Genomic DNA, 16,476 nt, shown 5'->3' on the forward strand with positions numbered 1-16,476 from the left:
CCAAGGGGTCAGGCCTTCCCCTGAGGGCTGACAAGGAACCGACAAGGGGCGCGCATCGGCGGCGCCCCTTTTTCGTGCCGGCTCGGGCTATCCCCGCTCAGGCGATGATCAGCACCAGCGCGGACATCAGCGCGCCCACGCTCAGCGCGAAGACGCCATTCCAGCGGAAGCTCACATCGGCGGGCGTGACATCGCCCAGCCGGGCGATCAGCATGACCGATGCGGTGAAGGGCGATGTCACGGCGGCAATCGCCCAGCCCCCCGTCAGGGCCAGCACCATGGCGGCCGGGGCAATGCCGATGGCGGCCGGATCGGGCAGCAGGGGCCCGAAGAGCGACACGAAGAGGATCGGGTTCATGCCGAACTGGCCGCCGATGGGGATCAGCCAGATCGGAATCAGCAGCAGCAGCCAGGGGGGCAGAAGCTCCATGTGCAGGCCGCTTTCGGCCAGGGCCGGGGCCAGCATGGCCCCCGCGCCGCTGCCCAGGAAGCCCGCCATGGCCAGCAGGATGATCTCTCCGCCGTAGCCGGGCAGCTCGCGGAACAGGAAATCCCCGCCGTGGTAGCGGATCTGGGGCAGGCGCTTGCCGGGCCCGGCCTCGGCCATCAGCCAGAGCGCGGCAATGACCGGCACCACCGCCAGCACCGACAGGGCGGCAGAGGTGCCGAAGGCGGAATGGATGATGAAGACGGGCGTGGCGACCAGCACCAGCAGAAGCAGGACGGGAAGCAGCGCGGTGGCAGAGCCTGTCTTGACGTAGGGTGGAATGCGCGATGCCGGGACGCGCGTCTTCACCAGCCGGTCCAGCAGCCAGCCGACCCCGGTCTGCAACCCGGCAGAGACCAGCGCAAGCGGCAGCACGCTGGCCCAGCTGGCCCCGGCAACCACGGTGGTCGAAATCACCATGGCGAAGCTCAGCGGGGACCAGACAAGGCTGGCGGCAAAGCCGCGATGCACGGCCAGCAGCATCCGCCGGGTGCGCACCTGGCGGATCAGCGGATCCTTTTCCCGCGCCGCGGACCCGCGCGCCATGGTGCCCAGCAGAGAGATGGAGCCGTAATTGAGCACCAGCGCAAAGACCTGTGCCCCCAGCACCAGCGCCGTGTAGCGCCGCCCCGGCGGTTGCTGGGCCAGGTAGATGGCGGCCCGGGTGATCGGGCCTGAGATCTCGGCGGTGTGGCGCAGCGTGGCCAGGGCGCAGAAGAAGGCGGTGATGAAGCTGGCCTGGCTCAGGGCCGGGCCGATGATCGCCCCGGGATCCTCGGCCACGGCAAAGATGTAGGCGGCCAGGGCCAGGCCGATCAGGACGAAGGTGCGCCGCCCCCAGGTCGCGCTCAGCGACAGCAGCGCCACGGCCAGCAGGGTGCCACCCTTGGCCATCAGGTCGGGCCAGGCCCAATCGGTGAAACTGCGCAGCACCACGCCCAGGACCACCAGCGCCAGCACAAGGCCGACAGACCGCCCGATTGGCCCCGGTGGGCTTGCAGGGGCCGCGCCGGGTTGTGCGGCGCTGGCCTCAAGAGGGGCGTCCTGCGGGATCTCTGGGCTGGCGGCGTCTGTCGCTGGCGTCTGGGGCATTGCACGGTCTTTCCGGGCCCGTCTCGATCCGGATCAGCGATCCGGGTCGATTGGGGGCGTTTTCGGGGCCGATACCTCGGCCATCTCCGGCCGCTCCGCCCCCCACGTCAGGCCATTGAGGCCAGATAGCCGCCTCTTGGCGCCAAAGGCAAGCGATGCGCGTGTGAGGGCCGATGTGCGGATTTGCAACGCCGGACGCCCCGCGACCCCATCGAGGGGTCTTGCGCCGTTGTCGGCTGCGCCTCCCGCGCGGCGGCGGGGCCTGCGCGCTCCGGGCCCGCGGCACGCGCGCTGCGCCCGGGGCAGCGCACGGCCCGTTAACCTCTGCCCGGCACCGACACGGATACCGACGTGATACCGACGTAAAACCGACGCGATACAGACGTGGCAAAACGGGCATTAACCCCCGTAAACAAGCGCTCAACCCCCGCCCGGGGCCGATTCCCCCCGACCTCTTACCGCGCGGGGCGGTAACGACTTGGAAAACAGGCGGCGAGGGTCCATATAGTTCTGCGAACCAGACCCAAGGGAGCGCCCCATGATCGAGCTCGGAACCGGACCCCAGACCACCCCCGCAGGCGGCTACGTCAAGGATGTCACCGAAGCGGACTTCATGCAGGAGGTTGTCGAAGCCTCCCAGGAAGTGCCGGTCATCGTCGATTTCTGGGCGCCCTGGTGCGGCCCCTGCAAGCAGCTTGGCCCGGCCCTGGAAGAGGCGGTGAATGCCCAGGGTGGCAAGGTCCGCATGGCCAAGGTCAACGTGGATGAAAACCAGATGATCGCGGGCCAGATGCGGGTCCAGTCGATCCCCACGGTCTATGCCTTCTTCCAGGGGCAGCCGGTCGATGGATTCCAGGGCGCGCTGCCCGGCTCCGAGGTCAAGGCCTTTGTCGAGAAACTGGCCGGCATGGCCGGGGACGGCGATGACGGCGGACTGGCAGAAGCCGTTGCCGCTGCTGAAGAAATGCTGACCGAAGGTGCGGCGGAAGATGCCGCCCAGACCTTTGCCGCGATCCTCCAGGAAGAGCCCGCGAACGCCCCGGCCTATGGCGGCCTGGTGCGCGCCCATATCGCCATGGGCGACCTGGAGCAGGCAGAGGCGATCCTGAACGGCGCCCCGGCAGAGATCTCCTCGGCGCCGGAACTGGAAGCGGCCCATGCCAAGCTGGAGCTGGCCAAGCAGGCCGCCGATGCCGGCCCCGTCGCCGACCTGCGCGCCAAGGTGGAGGCCGACCCGGACGACCACCAGTCGCGCTTCGACCTGGCGCTTGCGCTGCATGCCACGGGCGATGTGCAGGGCGCTGTCGATGAGCTTCTGGAGCTGTTCCGCCGGGATCGCGAATGGAACGAAGCTGCTGCGAAACAACAGCTTTTCACCATCTTCGATGCGCTGACCGCGCAGGATCCGATCGCGCTGAACGGCCGCCGGAAACTCTCTTCCATGATTTTCGCCTGAGGGGGTTTCCCGAAGTCGCTTCCGGGTTAGATTTCCCTCATGATGAAGCCTGCAGACCTGCCCGACGTGATCCCGGTCTTTCCGCTTCCCGGAGCCCTTCTGCTCCCCCGGGCGCGGTTGCCGCTCCACCTGTTCGAGCCGCGCTACCTGGCGATGTTCGAGGATTGCCTGAAGACGCCGCACCGCCTGATCGGCATGATCCAGCCCTGTGAAACCCCGGAAGGGGCAGAGGACCGGCTGCATCATATCGGCTGCGCGGGCCGGCTGACGCAGTTCTCCGAAATGGAAGACGGCCGCTACATGATCACCCTCACGGGGATCTCGCGCTATCGCCTGGGCGATGAATGCAGCGGCTTCGCCCCCTATCGCCGCTTCGAGGTCGACTGGGGCGGTTTCGACAAGGACCTGGGCAACAGCGAAGAGGATCCCGACTTTGGCCGGGCCGGGTTCATGGACCTGCTGAACCGCTTCTTCGTCAACCAGGGCCTGTCCACGGATTGGGAAACCCTGACCGATGCGGATGATGAGCTGCTGATCAACTCCTTGTCCATGCTGCTGAATTTCGAACCGGAAGAGAAACAGGCCCTGCTGGAGGCGCCCTCTCTGACGACCCGCCGCGAAACGCTTGTGACGCTGATGGAATATGCCCTGCGCGGCGGCAGTGGCCAGGAGATGCTGCAATGACCGAGACCCCGGAAGAAACCGCCACCCCGGCCCTGTTCGACCGCCGGATGCTGGAGGCCCTGGTCTGCCCGGAAAGCCACACCACCCTGCGCTACGACGCAGAGGCGCAGGAGCTGATCTCGGAAGCGACCGACCTGGCCTTCCCTATCCGCAACGGCATCCCGATCCTTCTGGTCGATGAAGCCCGCAGGCTGAACCCCTGATCCCAAAGCCCCCGCCGCGCATCACTGGTGTCAGCCGGACCTGAAGCAGGACAGTGATGGCGATCCTAGGTGGGGCGTCGCGCCGGGCCCATCGAGGCCCCGTCGCAACGGCGCGCCCATGGCGCGTGGCGCGTTCCGCGGGCCTTGCACGCCAATCACACGGGGCGTTCTAGCGCATCAGCTCCGGCAGATCCCCGGTCAGGCCGGCAGCCTCGCGGATGAAACTGCGGCGCAGCTTGGGCAGTTTGCCAACCGCGCCAAGCCCCAGGTCGCGCCCCAGCCGCAGCAGCGGATTGTCGTTGGAAAACAGCTTGTTGGTCATGTCGGTCGCCATGGCAAGGGACATCGTGTCGAACCGGCGCCATTCCTGGTAGCGGCCCAGCACCAGCTCGGATCCGATATCCTCGCCCCGGTCGCGGGCCTCTGACAGCACCTGAGCCAGGGCGGCCACGTCCCGCAGGCCGGCGTTCAGGCCCTGCCCGGCGATCGGATGCAGGCCGTGGGCCGCATCCCCCACCAGCGCCAGCCGCGCCCCGCTGAACCGCTCTGCCAGGGAGAGGCCAAGCGGGTAGCTGAAGCGCTTCCCTTCAAGAGAGATCTCGCCCAGGAAATCGCCGAACCGCGGCCGCAGCGCGGCCAGGTAGCCGGCGTCGTCCAGCGCCTGAAAGGCCTCTGCGGTGGCGCGCCGCTCGCTCCAGACGATAGAGCTGCGGTTGCCCGGCAGCGGCAGGATCGCCAACGGGCCGGGGGGCATGAAGAACTGATGCGCCACGCCGTTGTGCGGCTTCTCATGGGCAATCGCGCAAACCAGCGCGGTCTGGCCATAGGGCCAGCCCCGGCGCTTGATTCCGGCGCGTGCGGCCACCCCGCTGGTCTTGCCGTCACAGCCCACCAGCAGGCGCCCGCGCAGCACCCGGCCAGAGGCCAGCGTGACAGAGGCGCTGTCCGCCGTGATCTCCTGGCCCGTGACAGCCTCGCCATTCAGGCAGGTTATCAAGGGGTTAGACGCCATCGCCTCAAGCAGCGCGCGGCGCAGGAAGCGGTCCTCGACCATCTGGCCCATCGGGCCTTCCTCGATCTCCGCATGGTCGAAATGCAGGAAGAAGGGCGCCGCCCCCCGGCCCGCGTGACCGTCCGAAACCTTGATGTCCAGCATCGGTTGGGCGTTCTGCGCGACCCCGTCCCAGACCCGCAGGGCCTTCAGCAACCGGACCGAGGCCAGCGCCAGCGCATAGGCGCGCCCGTCGAAATCGGCGGCCTCCAGCTGGGCTTCGGGACGTGCGTCGATGATCGTGGCGCTCAGCCCGGCACGGGCTGCGGCCAGCGCAAGCGCCGGGCCGTTCAGCCCGCCGCCGATGATGAGAAGATCGCTGTCATGGCTCATGGGGCAAATATGTGCGCCCGGCCGGGATTGTCCATGGGCCATGACGCCGCTACCGTCGCGCAAAACAGCAAGCGGCCGATTGGCAAGGGGTGCAAGATGAAGGACTGGCTCTGGATGAAGGCGGCGGACCTGGGGCAGGGAATCGCGGCAGGGCAGATCGACCCGGTGGCCCTGACGCGGACCTATCTTGAGGCCATCGACGGCCATGAGCACCGCGACCGCATCTATGCCCGCGTCACCCATGACCGCGCCCTGGCCGAGGCCGAGGCCGCCGCGGAGCGCGCCCGCCTGGGCATCCGCCGCCATGCGCTGGACGGTGTGCCGATCAGCTGGAAGGACCTTTTCGATACGGCCGGCACCGCGACAGAGGCCGGAACAGCGCTGCTGAAAGGCCATGTTCCTCAAGAGGATGCGCGAGTTCTGCGCAATGCGACCCAGGCCGGCCTGGTCTGCCTGGGCAAGACGCATATGTCCGAACTGGCCTTCTCCGGCATCGGCATCAACCCGGTCACGGGGACGCCGCCCAACGTGCATGACGCGGCCCTGGCGCCGGGCGGCAGCTCCTCCGGGGCGGCGGCCTCGGTCGCCTTCGGGCTGGCGCCTGCCGGGATCGGGTCGGACACGGGGGGCTCGGTGCGCATCCCCTCTGCCTGGAATGACCTGGTGGGGTTCAAGACGACCTCGGGGCGGATTTCCCTCGACGGGGTGCATCCGCTGTGCCGGCGCTTCGACACGGTGGGCCCTCTGGCCCGCTCGGTCCGGGATGCAACACTGCTGATCTCTGCACTGGAAGGGCAGGGGGCCCCGGACCTGAAAGGCGCCAGCCCGAAAGGCCTGCGCCTGGCCGTGCTGCGCAACGTCGCCTTCGACGATATCCGCCCCGAACCCGCCGCCGCCTTCGATGAGGCCGCGGCCCGGCTGAAAGAGGCCGGCGCGATCCTGACGGAGCTGACCGTGCCGGCACTGGACGAGGCCATGCCGCTCTCTGCTTTGCTATTCGCGTCAGAGGGTTACGGGATCTGGAAAGAGCTGATCGAATCCGCGCCGGACAAGATGTTTCCGCAGATCCTGGAGCGCTTCCGCTCTGGTGCGCAGGTTTCCGCCCCCGATTACATCGCCGGCTGGGAGAAGCTGGGCGCGCTGCGGGCGCAATGGCAGGCCGCCACGGCGGGCTTCGATGCCGTGCTGTGTCCGACCGGCCCCAACCTTCCCCCGGACGTCGAGCGCATGCTGAGCGATGACGATTACTACATCCGGGAAAACCTGCTGGCCCTGCGCAACACGCGGATCGGCAACCTGATGGGCCTGCCTGCGGTGACCCTGCCCACGGGCCACGCGGGCTGCGGGCTTATGCTCATGGGCCAGCCGATGCGGGAAGAGGCGCTTGCCCGTGTGGCACATGCGGCGGAAGGGGTTGTCCTGCCTGCAACATAAGCGTTGCAAAACGGCCATGGCGCTGGACTGAACCCGCCTTTTTAAGCTAACCTGCCGGCAAACGGGGCGAAAATGATCCCGGTTCAAGAGGCAGTACATATGTTTCCAGAGCGGTTTTCGGACCTTCCGGAATATGCATTTCCGCGTCTGCGCACGCTGCTCGATAAACTCGAGCCCGGCGGGCCGGTCCTGCATATGACCATCGGCGAACCCAAGCACCCCTTCCCGGAGTGGGTGTCAGAGACCGTTTGCGCGACGGCTGCGGGATTCGCCTCTTATCCGCCGAACGATGGCACGCCCGAACTGCGCGGCGCCATCACGGGCTTCATCGCCCGTCGTTACGGCGTGACCCTGCCGGATGACCAGGTCATGGCGCTGAACGGCACCCGAGAGGGGCTTTACAACGCCGCCATGGCGCTGTGCCCCGAGCAGAAGAACGGCAAGCGGCCGGTGGTGCTGATCCCCAATCCCTTCTACCAGGTCTACATGATCGGGGCGATCTCGGTCGGGGCAGAGCCGGTCTTCGTGCCAGCCACGAAGGACAATGGCTTCATGCCCGATTTCGCCGGGCTGCCGCAGGATATCCTGGACCGCGCCGTTGCCTGCTACTTCTGCACGCCGACGAATCCGCAGGGCGCCGTGGCCACGCCGGAGTATTGGCGGGACCTGCTGGCGCTGGCGGAAAAGCACGATTTCAAGATCTTCGCGGATGAATGCTATTCAGAGCTTTACCGCGACGCGCCCCCCGTCGGGGCGCTCGACATGGCGCAGGCGGCAGGGGCGGATCCCGAACGCGTGGTGCTGTTCCAGTCGCTGTCCAAGCGGTCCAACGTGCCCGGGCTGCGCTCCGGTTTCGTGGCCGGCGGGCCGGAAAGCCTGCACCGCATCCGCCAGCTGCGCGCCTATTCCGGGGCACCGCTGCCGCTACCGATCCAGAATGCCTCTGCCCGGCTCTGGGCCGATGAGGCGCATGTGATCGAGAACCGCGCGCTCTACGCAGAGAAATACGTTGCCGCAGACCGGATCCTGGCCGATGTGCCCGGCTACAAGGGACCCGAGGCCGGGTTCTTCCTGTGGCTGCCGGTCCCGGATGGTGAAGCCGCCGCGCTCAAGCTCTGGCAGGACACCGGCGTCCGGGTCCTGCCCGGCGCTTACCTGAGCAGAGACGTCAATGGCGACAATCCGGGCGATGGCTATATCCGCGTCGCCATGGTGGCACCGAAAGAAGAGATGATCGCCGGGCTCACCGCCCTGCGCGATTGTCTTTACAGCTAGGGGAGAGAGAGGCGAGATGGCTTACCAGACCAAGGGTCGAGACCCGCTTTTCGACAGCTCCATGCAGGAGACGCTGCGCAAACGCGGCAAGGAGCTGATCGGGGTTCTTTTGCTGGCCGTGGGTCTTGGACTGGCCGCGATCCTGATATCCTATTCGCCGGACGATCCCTCCATGATGTCCGCCAGCGATGCGCCGGTGCAGAACTGGCTGGGCCGGTTCGGGGCGGCCATTGCCGCGCCCGTGGTGATGATCATCGGCGCCGGGGGCTGGGCCATCGCCATGCTCGCCGCGATCTGGGGCCTGCGCTACACGCTGCACCGCCCGGATCACATGCCGGTGGGCCGGCTGGTCTTTGCGCCGGTCTTCATCGTGCTGCTGTCGATCTATGCCGGAACGCTGAACACCGGCCCCGGTTGGCCCCATGCCTTCGGGCTGGGCGGGCTGTTCGGGGATACCGCGCTTGGCGGGCTGCTGGGCCTGCTGCCGCTGCCGATCGATGCGGGCATCCGCGTGCTGGCGCTGATCACGGGCATCGGCTCTGCCGTGCTGGGCCTCTTCGTCATGGGCTTCACCAGGACAGAGTTCCGCCAGGGCTTCCGCCTGCTGCTGATCGGCATCGTGCTGGCCTATGTCTTCCTGCTCAAGATCCTGGGCCGTGGCGCCGCGAGCACCTGGCATGTCTCCCGCCTTGCGGCGAACCGGGCCGCCGCCCGCGCTGCGGAAAGCAATCGCGCCCGCCGCGAACGCCGCCTGGCGCGCCGCGACGCCGAACCCGACTGGGAAGAAAGCTGGCAGCAACCGGCAGAGGCCTATCAGCCCCGCTCCTTCACCGCCTACGCGGAGGATCAGGATGATTACCCCTACGATGTCTTCGAAGAGACCGGCGAAGTGGGCTACGAAACGGACTACCAGTCAGTCCCGCAGGATCCGCAGGCCGCAGGCTACGCATCCGAATATCCTTATGAGGAGTACGAGGAAGAGCCCCAGCCGCAGCCCGAAACCCGCAGCTTCCTGGGCCGCCTGATCCGCCGCGCCGAACCGGCGGAGATGCCGGAGCCTGAGCTGGTGACGGATGAGCCGGTGCTTTATTACCCGGAAGATGACGACAACCACGGCGATGAACGGATCCGGGCCAAGATCGTCAATGCGGTCCGCTCCAGCCGCCAGCGCCGCGCGGTGATCCGCAAGACCGATTCCGCCGGCCCCGATGGCGCGCGGCGCCCGCGTGGCCCCAAGCCGCTGGTCTTCGATCCCAATGCCCGGCGCGCAGAGCCGACGATGGTGGCGGCCGATCAATCCGGCCTGCCGCCCGAACCGCCCGTGACCTCCAACCGCCCGGCTTATCGCCCGGTGGGTGCGGCAGATGCCGGCCTGGTTCCCGATCAGTCCGCGCCCATGGCCCACGGCCATGACGCGGTTGAGGAAGCGCCCTTCGAGCCGGCCTATGATCATGTCCAGGTCTCGGCCCATGAAGAGACGGCTGAGCTCTCGCAGGGCTACATGACGCCGCCGGATGGGTCCGAAACCGCCTATACCGCCGATCCCGACTGGGCCATGGAAGCCGAGCAAGAGGACGACAGCGCCTACCCGGAAGAGAGCCTTGGCACCCCGCCCGAGCGGGACGAACAGGCCTATATCCCCGATCCGCTGCCCGACGACATGCAACGACCGATGCATGCCGACCGCGCGGCCCCGGCCTCCGCAGCCCCGGCACCGCGCGTCTCTGCTGAAGAGCCCAAGCGCGTGGTCCAGCCCGAGGCGCCCAAGCCCACGCAGTCCTCCCCCTCGGCCAAGCCGCCGGCTGGCTTCGACCCGGAAGAGGCGAAATACGCCCTGCCGCCGCTCAGCCTGCTGCGCAACCCGGACAGCATCACCCGGCACCACCTGTCCGATGAGGCCCTGGAAGAGAACGCGCGCATGCTGGAAAGCGTGCTCGACGACTACGGCGTGAAAGGCGAAATCGTCAGCGTCCGCCCCGGCCCCGTTGTCACGATGTACGAACTTGAGCCCGCGCCGGGCCTCAAGGCCAGCCGCGTGATCGGCCTGGCCGATGACATCGCGCGCTCCATGTCGGCCCTGTCTGCGCGGGTCTCCACCGTGCCGGGCCGCTCCGTGATCGGGATCGAACTGCCCAACGACAACCGCGAGATGGTCGTCCTGCGGGAAATCCTGGCGGCCCGCGATTTCGGCGACAGCCACATGAAGCTGCCCCTGGCGCTTGGCAAGGATATCGGCGGCGAAAGCATGGTCGCCAACCTGGCCAAGATGCCCCACCTGCTGATCGCGGGGACCACCGGCTCTGGTAAGTCCGTGGCGATCAACACCATGATCCTGTCGCTGCTGTACCGCCTGACGCCGGAAGAATGCCGCCTGATCATGATCGACCCGAAGATGCTGGAACTTTCCGTCTATGACGGCATTCCGCACCTGCTGTCCCCGGTGGTGACCGACCCCAAGAAGGCCGTCGTGGCGCTGAAATGGGTCGTGGCAGAGATGGAAGAGCGCTACCGCAAGATGTCCAAGATGGGCGTGCGCAACATCGATGGCTACAACGGCCGTGTGGCCGATGCCCTCGCCAAGGGAGAGATGTTCTCGCGCACCGTGCAGACCGGCTTTGACGACGAAACCGGCGATCCGGTCTTCGAGACAGAGGAAAGCCAGCCCGAGAAGATGCCCTATATCGTCGTCATCGTCGACGAAATGGCCGACCTGATGATGGTCGCGGGCAAGGAGATCGAGGCCTGCATCCAGCGTCTGGCGCAGATGGCGCGGGCCTCTGGTATCCACCTGATCATGGCCACGCAGCGCCCCTCCGTCGACGTGATCACCGGCACGATCAAGGCCAACTTCCCCACCCGGATCTCCTTCCAGGTGACGTCGAAGATCGACAGCCGCACGATCCTGGGCGAAATGGGCGCCGAACAGCTGCTGGGCATGGGTGACATGCTCTACATGGCCGGGGGTTCCCGGATCACCCGCTGCCACGGGCCCTTTGTTTCGGACGAGGAAGTCGAGGAAATCGTCAACTACCTCAAGGGCTTCGGCCCGCCCGAGTATATCGGTGGCGTGGTCGACGGCCCGGATGACGAGAAGTCCGCGGACATCGACGCGGTGCTGGGCCTGAACACCGGCGGCAATACCGGCGGTGAGGATGCGCTTTACGACCAGGCCGTGGCGATCGCGATCAAGGATCGCAAATGCTCCACCTCCTACATCCAGCGCAAGCTGGCCATCGGCTACAACAAGGCCGCGCGCCTGGTGGAGCAGATGGAGGACGAAGGCGTCGTTTCGGCGGCCAACCACGTCGGCAAACGCGAAGTGTTGGTGCCCGAACAATGATCCCGCCGGCAGGGGGCGGGCCACGGCCCCCTCCCCTGCCGGGGAACCTTCCGAAAAAATGACCAAAGGGGCGCCGCCTGTCGCAGGGCGGCGCCTTTTTGCCGTGGGTTCGGACCCGTGAACGGCCGTGAGCGTTGTTCACTGGAACGGAACCGATCCGAGGATTACATCATTGTCCATGACACGCTTGACCCGCCTGCTGGCGCCCGCCGCCGCCCTGCTTGCCCTGACCGTTCCGGCCATGGCGCAGCCGATCTCACTCTCTGCGCTTTCGAACTACTTCAACGGCTGGAAAACGGCAGAGGCGCAATTCACCCAGATCAACCAGGATGGCTCTGTCGATACGGGGACGCTCTATATCAAGCGCCCCGGCCGGATGCGGTTCGAATATGCCGCCCCCAATGATTCCCTGGTGCTGGCCGGGGGCGGGGCCGTGGCGATCTACGATCCCAAAAGCAACGCCGGCCCCAATACCTACCCGCTGTCCAAGACTCCGCTCAGCCTGATCCTGGACAACACGGTGGACCTGACCCGCGCCAACATGGTCACCGACCACCGAGAGGACGGACCCGCCACGGTGGTGCGCGCGCAGGATCCGGCGCACCCGGAATATGGCTATATCGAGCTGGTCTTCACACCCGACCCGATTGAGCTGCGCCAATGGGTGGTGCATGACAACGGCGGGACAACGACCACGGTCGCCCTTGGCAACCTCGAGGTCGGCAAGCGGCTGGGCGACAGCATGTTCGACCTGCGCTCGGAGTTCCAAAAGGACAACGGGCGCTGAGAGCGCCCGTTATCTTCAACCCGTGACTGGATCCGGCTGGCCTTAGTTACAGTAGGCCAGCTGGGATTGGTAAAGGTTCGCGCGGCGCGCCACGCTGTTGGACACATCCATCAGCCAGGATTTCTGGCGGTAGGAGCCGCGGGCATAGCCGCCACGGCCCTCGTGGTAGGCCAGGTAGTGGGATTTCGCGTCGTTCATCGGCAGGCCCAGGCTGCGGGAGCTGCCGGACATGTACCAACCCACGAAATCCGCCGCGTCATCGATGTCATTGCGCTTGGCACGGCGCTTGCCGGTGGATTTCTTGTAATCATCCCATGTGCCGTCCAGCGCCTGGCTGTAGCCATAGGCCGAACTGACCCGGCCCAGCGGGATGATCCCCAGTGCGAAACGCTGCGGAGTCTTCGCGTTCCCGATGAATTTGCTTTCCTGATACATCACGGCCATCTGCACATGCACCGGCACTCCCCAGCGGCGCTCCGTGCGCTTGAAGGCGCGGGCGTAGTGGGGGCGCTGGTCCAAGATGGAACAGGCATCGTTCATGTTGCGCGGGGCGGTCGTGTCGCGCCCGCCGCAGGATGCGGTCAGGAGCACGAACAGGATCGCCAGGATCTTTCTGCCCATCTGCCTCTCGTTCTTCTTAATGCTGCTCTGTTTTTTTAAGATATTTTACACGAAACAGGAGCAGAGCGAAACGACAAAGGCGTAAATGTCAAAGCAGCACGGCCAACATGATGGGCAGCGCGGGCACAGCCACCAGGGTAGAGACCACGACAAGCCCCGCGACCGCGTCTGAATCCGCGCCGTATTTCTCTGCCAGCAGGAAGGATGTCACCGCCACGGGCGTTGCCAGCTGGATCACCAGGATCGCGAAAGCCTCGTCCGACAGGCCGAAAAGTCGCCCCGCGGTCCAGGCCGTGCCGACGCACAGCACGAGCTTGAGCAGCGACAGGGCCATGGCTTTCAGGATGGAGCTTGGCGTCAGGCGGGCCACCGCCACGCCCAGCGTCAGCAGCATCACGGGGATGGAGATCTGGCCCAGCAGCGACAGCGTATTGCCCAGGAAGACCGGCACCTGCCAGCCCTGCCACAGGAAGATCCCGCCCAGCACGGTGCCCCAAAGCAGCGGCTCCTTCAGCGCACGGGTGATCGAGCCCCCGCCTGAGACGACCCAGACCCCGAAGGTGAAGCTCCAGACCGCCATGACGGCAAAGACCACCACCGCGTATCCCAGGCCTGTCTCTCCGAAGGCGAAAAGCGCCACGGGCAGGCCCAGGTTGCCGGTGTTGCCGAAGATCAGCGGGGCCAGGTAGCTGCGCATCGACAGGCGCAGCGCAAACAGCACGGCGGCCGTCACCAGGGTCAGTGCCCCGTAAGACAGCACCGCCGCCAGGGACAGCGCGCTGACGGCTTTCGGGTCCAGTTCCGTGCCCACAAGGGACATGAAAATCAGGCAGGGCACGGACAAGGTCATCGTCAGCCGGGTGACGAAGTCCATCTTGTATTCATAGCCCAGGCGCACCCAGCCAAAGCCGATCGCCGCAAGGATAAAAACAGGGGCGACGATTTCCAGCACAGTCAGGAGAAGGCTCAAGTGGGGGTACTCCGGTTCCGGGTTATCGGTTGGACAATTGCAAGGGTTTGACGTTAGTAAAGGGGTCTAAGAGCTTGAAGCGATGCTGACAACCAAAGCAAAATATCACCTGGGCCAGATCGTCCGTCACAAGAAGCACCCCTTCAGGGGTGTCATCTTTGATGTCGATCCGGAATTCAACAATACCGAGGAATGGTACGATTCCATTCCCGAAGACGCACGTCCTACGCGCGAGCAACCGTTCTACCACCTGCTGGCGGAGAACGATCAGAGCTACTATGTCGCTTATGTGTCGGAACAAAATCTGGAAGAGGACCTGTCGGGCGAACCGGTGGACCACCCGGATATCCCCGATCTTTTCGGTCCGTTCCAGGACGGCGCCTATCCCCTCCATTTCCAGCTGAACTGAGCCTGCCGGCTCAGTAGCCGGTGGCGCAGCCATCCTTGCGCGGGTCCGACCCGGCCTCAAGCATGCCCGAGTCGTGGATTCGAATCGCCTGCGCGCCGCCGATGGGATCGTCGTTGCGATCCACCTTGTGGCCCAAGTCGCTGAGCGTCTGCGCAACTTCCGTGGCGTAAGAGCTTTCCAGCGACAGCACCCCGTCAGAGGCAAAGGCCCGCGGGGCGTCGATCGCCTGCTGCGGGGTCATGCCGAAGTCCCGGATGTTTGAGACAAAGCGCGCATGGCCATTGGCCTGGTACTGGCCACCCATGACGCCGAAGGGCATGTTGGGCTTGCCGTTCTCTGCCAGGATGCCGGGGATGATCGTGTGCAGCGGGCGCTTGCCGGGGGCCAGCTCGTTGGCATGGCCGGGCGTCAGGGAGAAGCCGCAGCCGCGATTGTGCAGCATCAGGCCGAATTTCTCTGTCGCGATACCGGAGCCGAAGCTGCTGAAGACCGAATAGATCAGCGACACCGCCATGCGGTCCTTATCCACCACGGTGATGTAGATCGTATCGCGGTGGGGCTGGCCTTCGGGGCGGGAGTCCAGGTCGCTTGCGCGTTCCGGGTCGATCCGGGCGGCCAGTTCCGTGGCATAGGCCGGGTCCAGCATCTTGTCCGCGCTGGCATGGGCGGCATCGGCGATGAAGGTGTTGCGCGCGGCATAGGCCAGTTTCGCGGCCTCCGCTTCCAGGTGCGCGCGCTCTGCGCCCAACGGGTCCATGCTGGAAATATCGAATTGCGACAGGATGTTGAGCATCAGGATCGCCGTGGCACCCTGGCCGTTGGGCGGATGCTCATAGATATCGGCGCCGTGGTAGCTGCCCTTGATGGGCGTGGTTTCATCCACGGCCACAGAGGCGAAATCCTCGGCCGTGTGGCTGCCGCCACGGGCCTGCAGCGCGGCGATCATGTCTTCGGCGACCTCGCCTTCGTAAAAGGCCTTCGCGCCGTCGCGGGCGATCCGGCGCAGGACCTCTGCCTGGCCGGGCAGGGCGAAGCGCGCGCCGGGGCGGGGGGCATGGCCCCAGGGCAGGAAATGCCGATGCGCGGCACCCTGCAGGCCCGGGGCGGCCTCGGCCCAGTCCAGGGCCACGCGCTCATGCACCGGCACGCCGCTGTCAAAGTAGCGGATCGCGGGGGCCAGCGTGTCGGCCAGGCCGATACGTCCCCATTTCGCGGACATGGTGTCAAAGGCGCGCACGGCGCCGGGCAGGGTGACCGCCTGGGCATTGTTGTCCGGGATCTTGGATAGGCCATGGTTGCGCAGCACCTGCGCATCGGCCCCTGCGGGCGCGCGGCCGGAGCCGTTGAAGGAGTGCACCAGGTCGGAGCCGGCCGGTTTGACCAGCGCAAAGCAATCCCCGGCCAGCCCGCACATGGCCGGCTCACAGACGCCAAGCGCCACGGCACCGGCAATGGCCGCATCCATGGCATTGCCGCCGGATTTCAGGACGTCCAGACCGATCTGGGCTGCCAGCGGATGGGAGGTGGCACAGATCCCGTTGTCCGCCCAGACGCCGGACCGTCCCGGTTTGGTGAAATTGCGCATGACCTCATCCTCCCTCTATCCGGCGCAAGCTGCGCGGCGGCGCGGTCAAGGTCAAGAGGCAGGCGTGATCGGGATCGACGCTTCCCCGTGCAATCCGAGGGTTTCGATCCGTGAAGGCGGGATAAGGGCGCGGATCGCCGGCGCTCAGGCCCCGGCGACGGGCAGGTCGATGTTGATCCGGAAGGACAGCGTGTTGACCCCATCCTTGCGGTGATAGCGCACGTCCCGCGACAGGTCGCGGATCAGGAACCAGCCAAAGCCGCCTTCGGGCATGGCGTCCAGCTCCTGCGGAAGGGGCGCGCGTTTCCCGATCGGCGGCGCGCCATCGGGCATTTCGCGCCCCTCGTCCCGGATGGTCACATGCAGCCCGTCGGCCTGGCAGTGGCAATCCAGCTTGATCCAGCCGTTCTGGGTGTCTTCATAGGCATGTTCGACGATATTGTTCAGCGCCTCCGCCAGCACCAGTTCGATCGTTCCCAGCTCTTCCGGGTCCATCGGCAGCGGTTTCAACGCGGCGCGAACCGCCTCCAGCCCGCGCCGCACGGACAGCGGCGTGCTGGGAAAGGTCAGCTGGATGACCCCGGGCCCGTGGTCCGGCCCCCTGCGTTCAGCGGCGGGGGGGCCCCCCGCCCGCCCGGGGCGCCCCCCCCCCCCCCCCCCCCGCAGGGGTCGGGAAGGCCCCCGCCCCCCCCCCTGGCCCGGACACCCTGCCCCCCCTGGGGGGCCGCGGGGGCCGCCCCACCCGCGCC

At 66.6% G+C, this 16,476-nt stretch carries 14 protein-coding genes; 8 read left to right on the forward strand and 6 right to left on the reverse strand.

Translation table 11 applies throughout. From position 1 onward, the window contains the following. Positions 1-97: 97 nt before the first annotated feature. Positions 98-1,579: a hypothetical protein gene (locus HCZ97_RS14110; RefSeq protein ID WP_167689355.1), complete on the reverse strand. Its 1,482-nt coding sequence runs from the start codon at positions 1,577-1,579 to the stop codon at positions 98-100. A 538-nt stretch (positions 1,580-2,117) separates the two neighbouring features. Here HCZ97_RS14110 and trxA point away from each other — a divergent pair. Genes trxA through HCZ97_RS14125 form a run of 3 tightly spaced genes read left to right on the forward strand, consistent with a single transcriptional unit; the run spans position 2,118 to position 3,922 of the window. Then, on the forward strand, positions 2,118-3,035 hold the full coding sequence (gene trxA, locus HCZ97_RS14115; RefSeq protein ID WP_167689356.1) for a thioredoxin: 918 nt from the start codon (positions 2,118-2,120) through the stop codon (positions 3,033-3,035). 39 nt (positions 3,036-3,074) lie between these two features. Continuing rightward, positions 3,075-3,719, forward strand: coding sequence for an LON peptidase substrate-binding domain-containing protein (locus HCZ97_RS14120; protein ID WP_167689357.1), 645 nt, complete (start codon positions 3,075-3,077; stop codon positions 3,717-3,719). Beyond that, on the forward strand, positions 3,716-3,922 hold the full coding sequence (locus tag HCZ97_RS14125; RefSeq protein WP_167689358.1) for a Trm112 family protein: 207 nt from the start codon (positions 3,716-3,718) through the stop codon (positions 3,920-3,922). Before HCZ97_RS14120 ends, HCZ97_RS14125 begins: the two co-directional genes overlap by 4 nt. Before the next feature lie 169 nt (positions 3,923-4,091). On the opposite strand, the gene HCZ97_RS14130 is transcribed toward HCZ97_RS14125, so the two are convergent. Continuing rightward, entirely contained in the window at positions 4,092-5,306 is a 1,215-nt protein-coding gene (locus tag HCZ97_RS14130; RefSeq protein WP_167689359.1) for an FAD-dependent monooxygenase, read from the reverse strand. A 96-nt stretch (positions 5,307-5,402) separates the two neighbouring features. Between HCZ97_RS14130 and HCZ97_RS14135 the strand changes: the two genes are divergently transcribed. From HCZ97_RS14135 to HCZ97_RS14150, 4 genes are all read left to right on the forward strand, one after another. Next, positions 5,403-6,740: an amidase gene (locus HCZ97_RS14135; RefSeq protein ID WP_167689360.1), complete on the forward strand. Its 1,338-nt coding sequence runs from the start codon at positions 5,403-5,405 to the stop codon at positions 6,738-6,740. A 99-nt stretch (positions 6,741-6,839) separates the two neighbouring features. After that, on the forward strand, positions 6,840-8,015 hold the full coding sequence (locus HCZ97_RS14140) for an aminotransferase class I/II-fold pyridoxal phosphate-dependent enzyme (RefSeq protein WP_167689361.1): 1,176 nt from the start codon (positions 6,840-6,842) through the stop codon (positions 8,013-8,015). A 16-nt stretch (positions 8,016-8,031) separates the two neighbouring features. Then, positions 8,032-11,355, forward strand: coding sequence for a DNA translocase FtsK (locus HCZ97_RS14145; protein ID WP_167689362.1), 3,324 nt, complete (start codon positions 8,032-8,034; stop codon positions 11,353-11,355). Between the two features lie 178 nt (positions 11,356-11,533). Beyond that, positions 11,534-12,142, forward strand: coding sequence for an outer membrane lipoprotein carrier protein LolA (locus tag HCZ97_RS14150; protein WP_167689363.1), 609 nt, complete (start codon positions 11,534-11,536; stop codon positions 12,140-12,142). Between the two features lie 42 nt (positions 12,143-12,184). Here the strand turns inward: HCZ97_RS14150 and HCZ97_RS14155 are convergent, their stop codons facing one another. Next, the gene (locus tag HCZ97_RS14155; protein WP_167689364.1) at positions 12,185-12,763 is read right to left on the reverse strand and encodes a transglycosylase SLT domain-containing protein; all 579 of its coding nucleotides are present in this window, start codon (positions 12,761-12,763) and stop codon (positions 12,185-12,187) included. 88 nt (positions 12,764-12,851) lie between these two features. Further along, positions 12,852-13,733, reverse strand: a complete 882-nt coding sequence (locus HCZ97_RS14160) for an AEC family transporter (RefSeq protein WP_167689365.1) — start codon at positions 13,731-13,733, stop codon at positions 12,852-12,854. 82 nt (positions 13,734-13,815) lie between these two features. Between HCZ97_RS14160 and hspQ the strand changes: the two genes are divergently transcribed. After that, the gene (gene hspQ / locus HCZ97_RS14165; protein WP_167689366.1) at positions 13,816-14,142 is read left to right on the forward strand and encodes a heat shock protein HspQ; all 327 of its coding nucleotides are present in this window, start codon (positions 13,816-13,818) and stop codon (positions 14,140-14,142) included. A gap of 10 nt (positions 14,143-14,152) precedes the next feature. Here the strand turns inward: hspQ and ggt are convergent, their stop codons facing one another. After that, a complete protein-coding gene (ggt, locus tag HCZ97_RS14170; protein ID WP_167689367.1) occupies positions 14,153-15,727 on the reverse strand; it encodes a gamma-glutamyltransferase in 1,575 nt (524 codons plus the stop codon). A gap of 144 nt (positions 15,728-15,871) precedes the next feature. Beyond that, the gene (locus HCZ97_RS14175) at positions 15,872-16,393 is read right to left on the reverse strand and encodes an ATP-binding protein (RefSeq protein WP_368484380.1); all 522 of its coding nucleotides are present in this window, start codon (positions 16,391-16,393) and stop codon (positions 15,872-15,874) included. Positions 16,394-16,476: the final 83 nt, after the last annotated feature.

The organism is Pseudooceanicola sp. HF7, from assembly GCF_011806405.1.
Lineage (GTDB): Bacteria > Pseudomonadota > Alphaproteobacteria > Rhodobacterales > Rhodobacteraceae > Pseudooceanicola.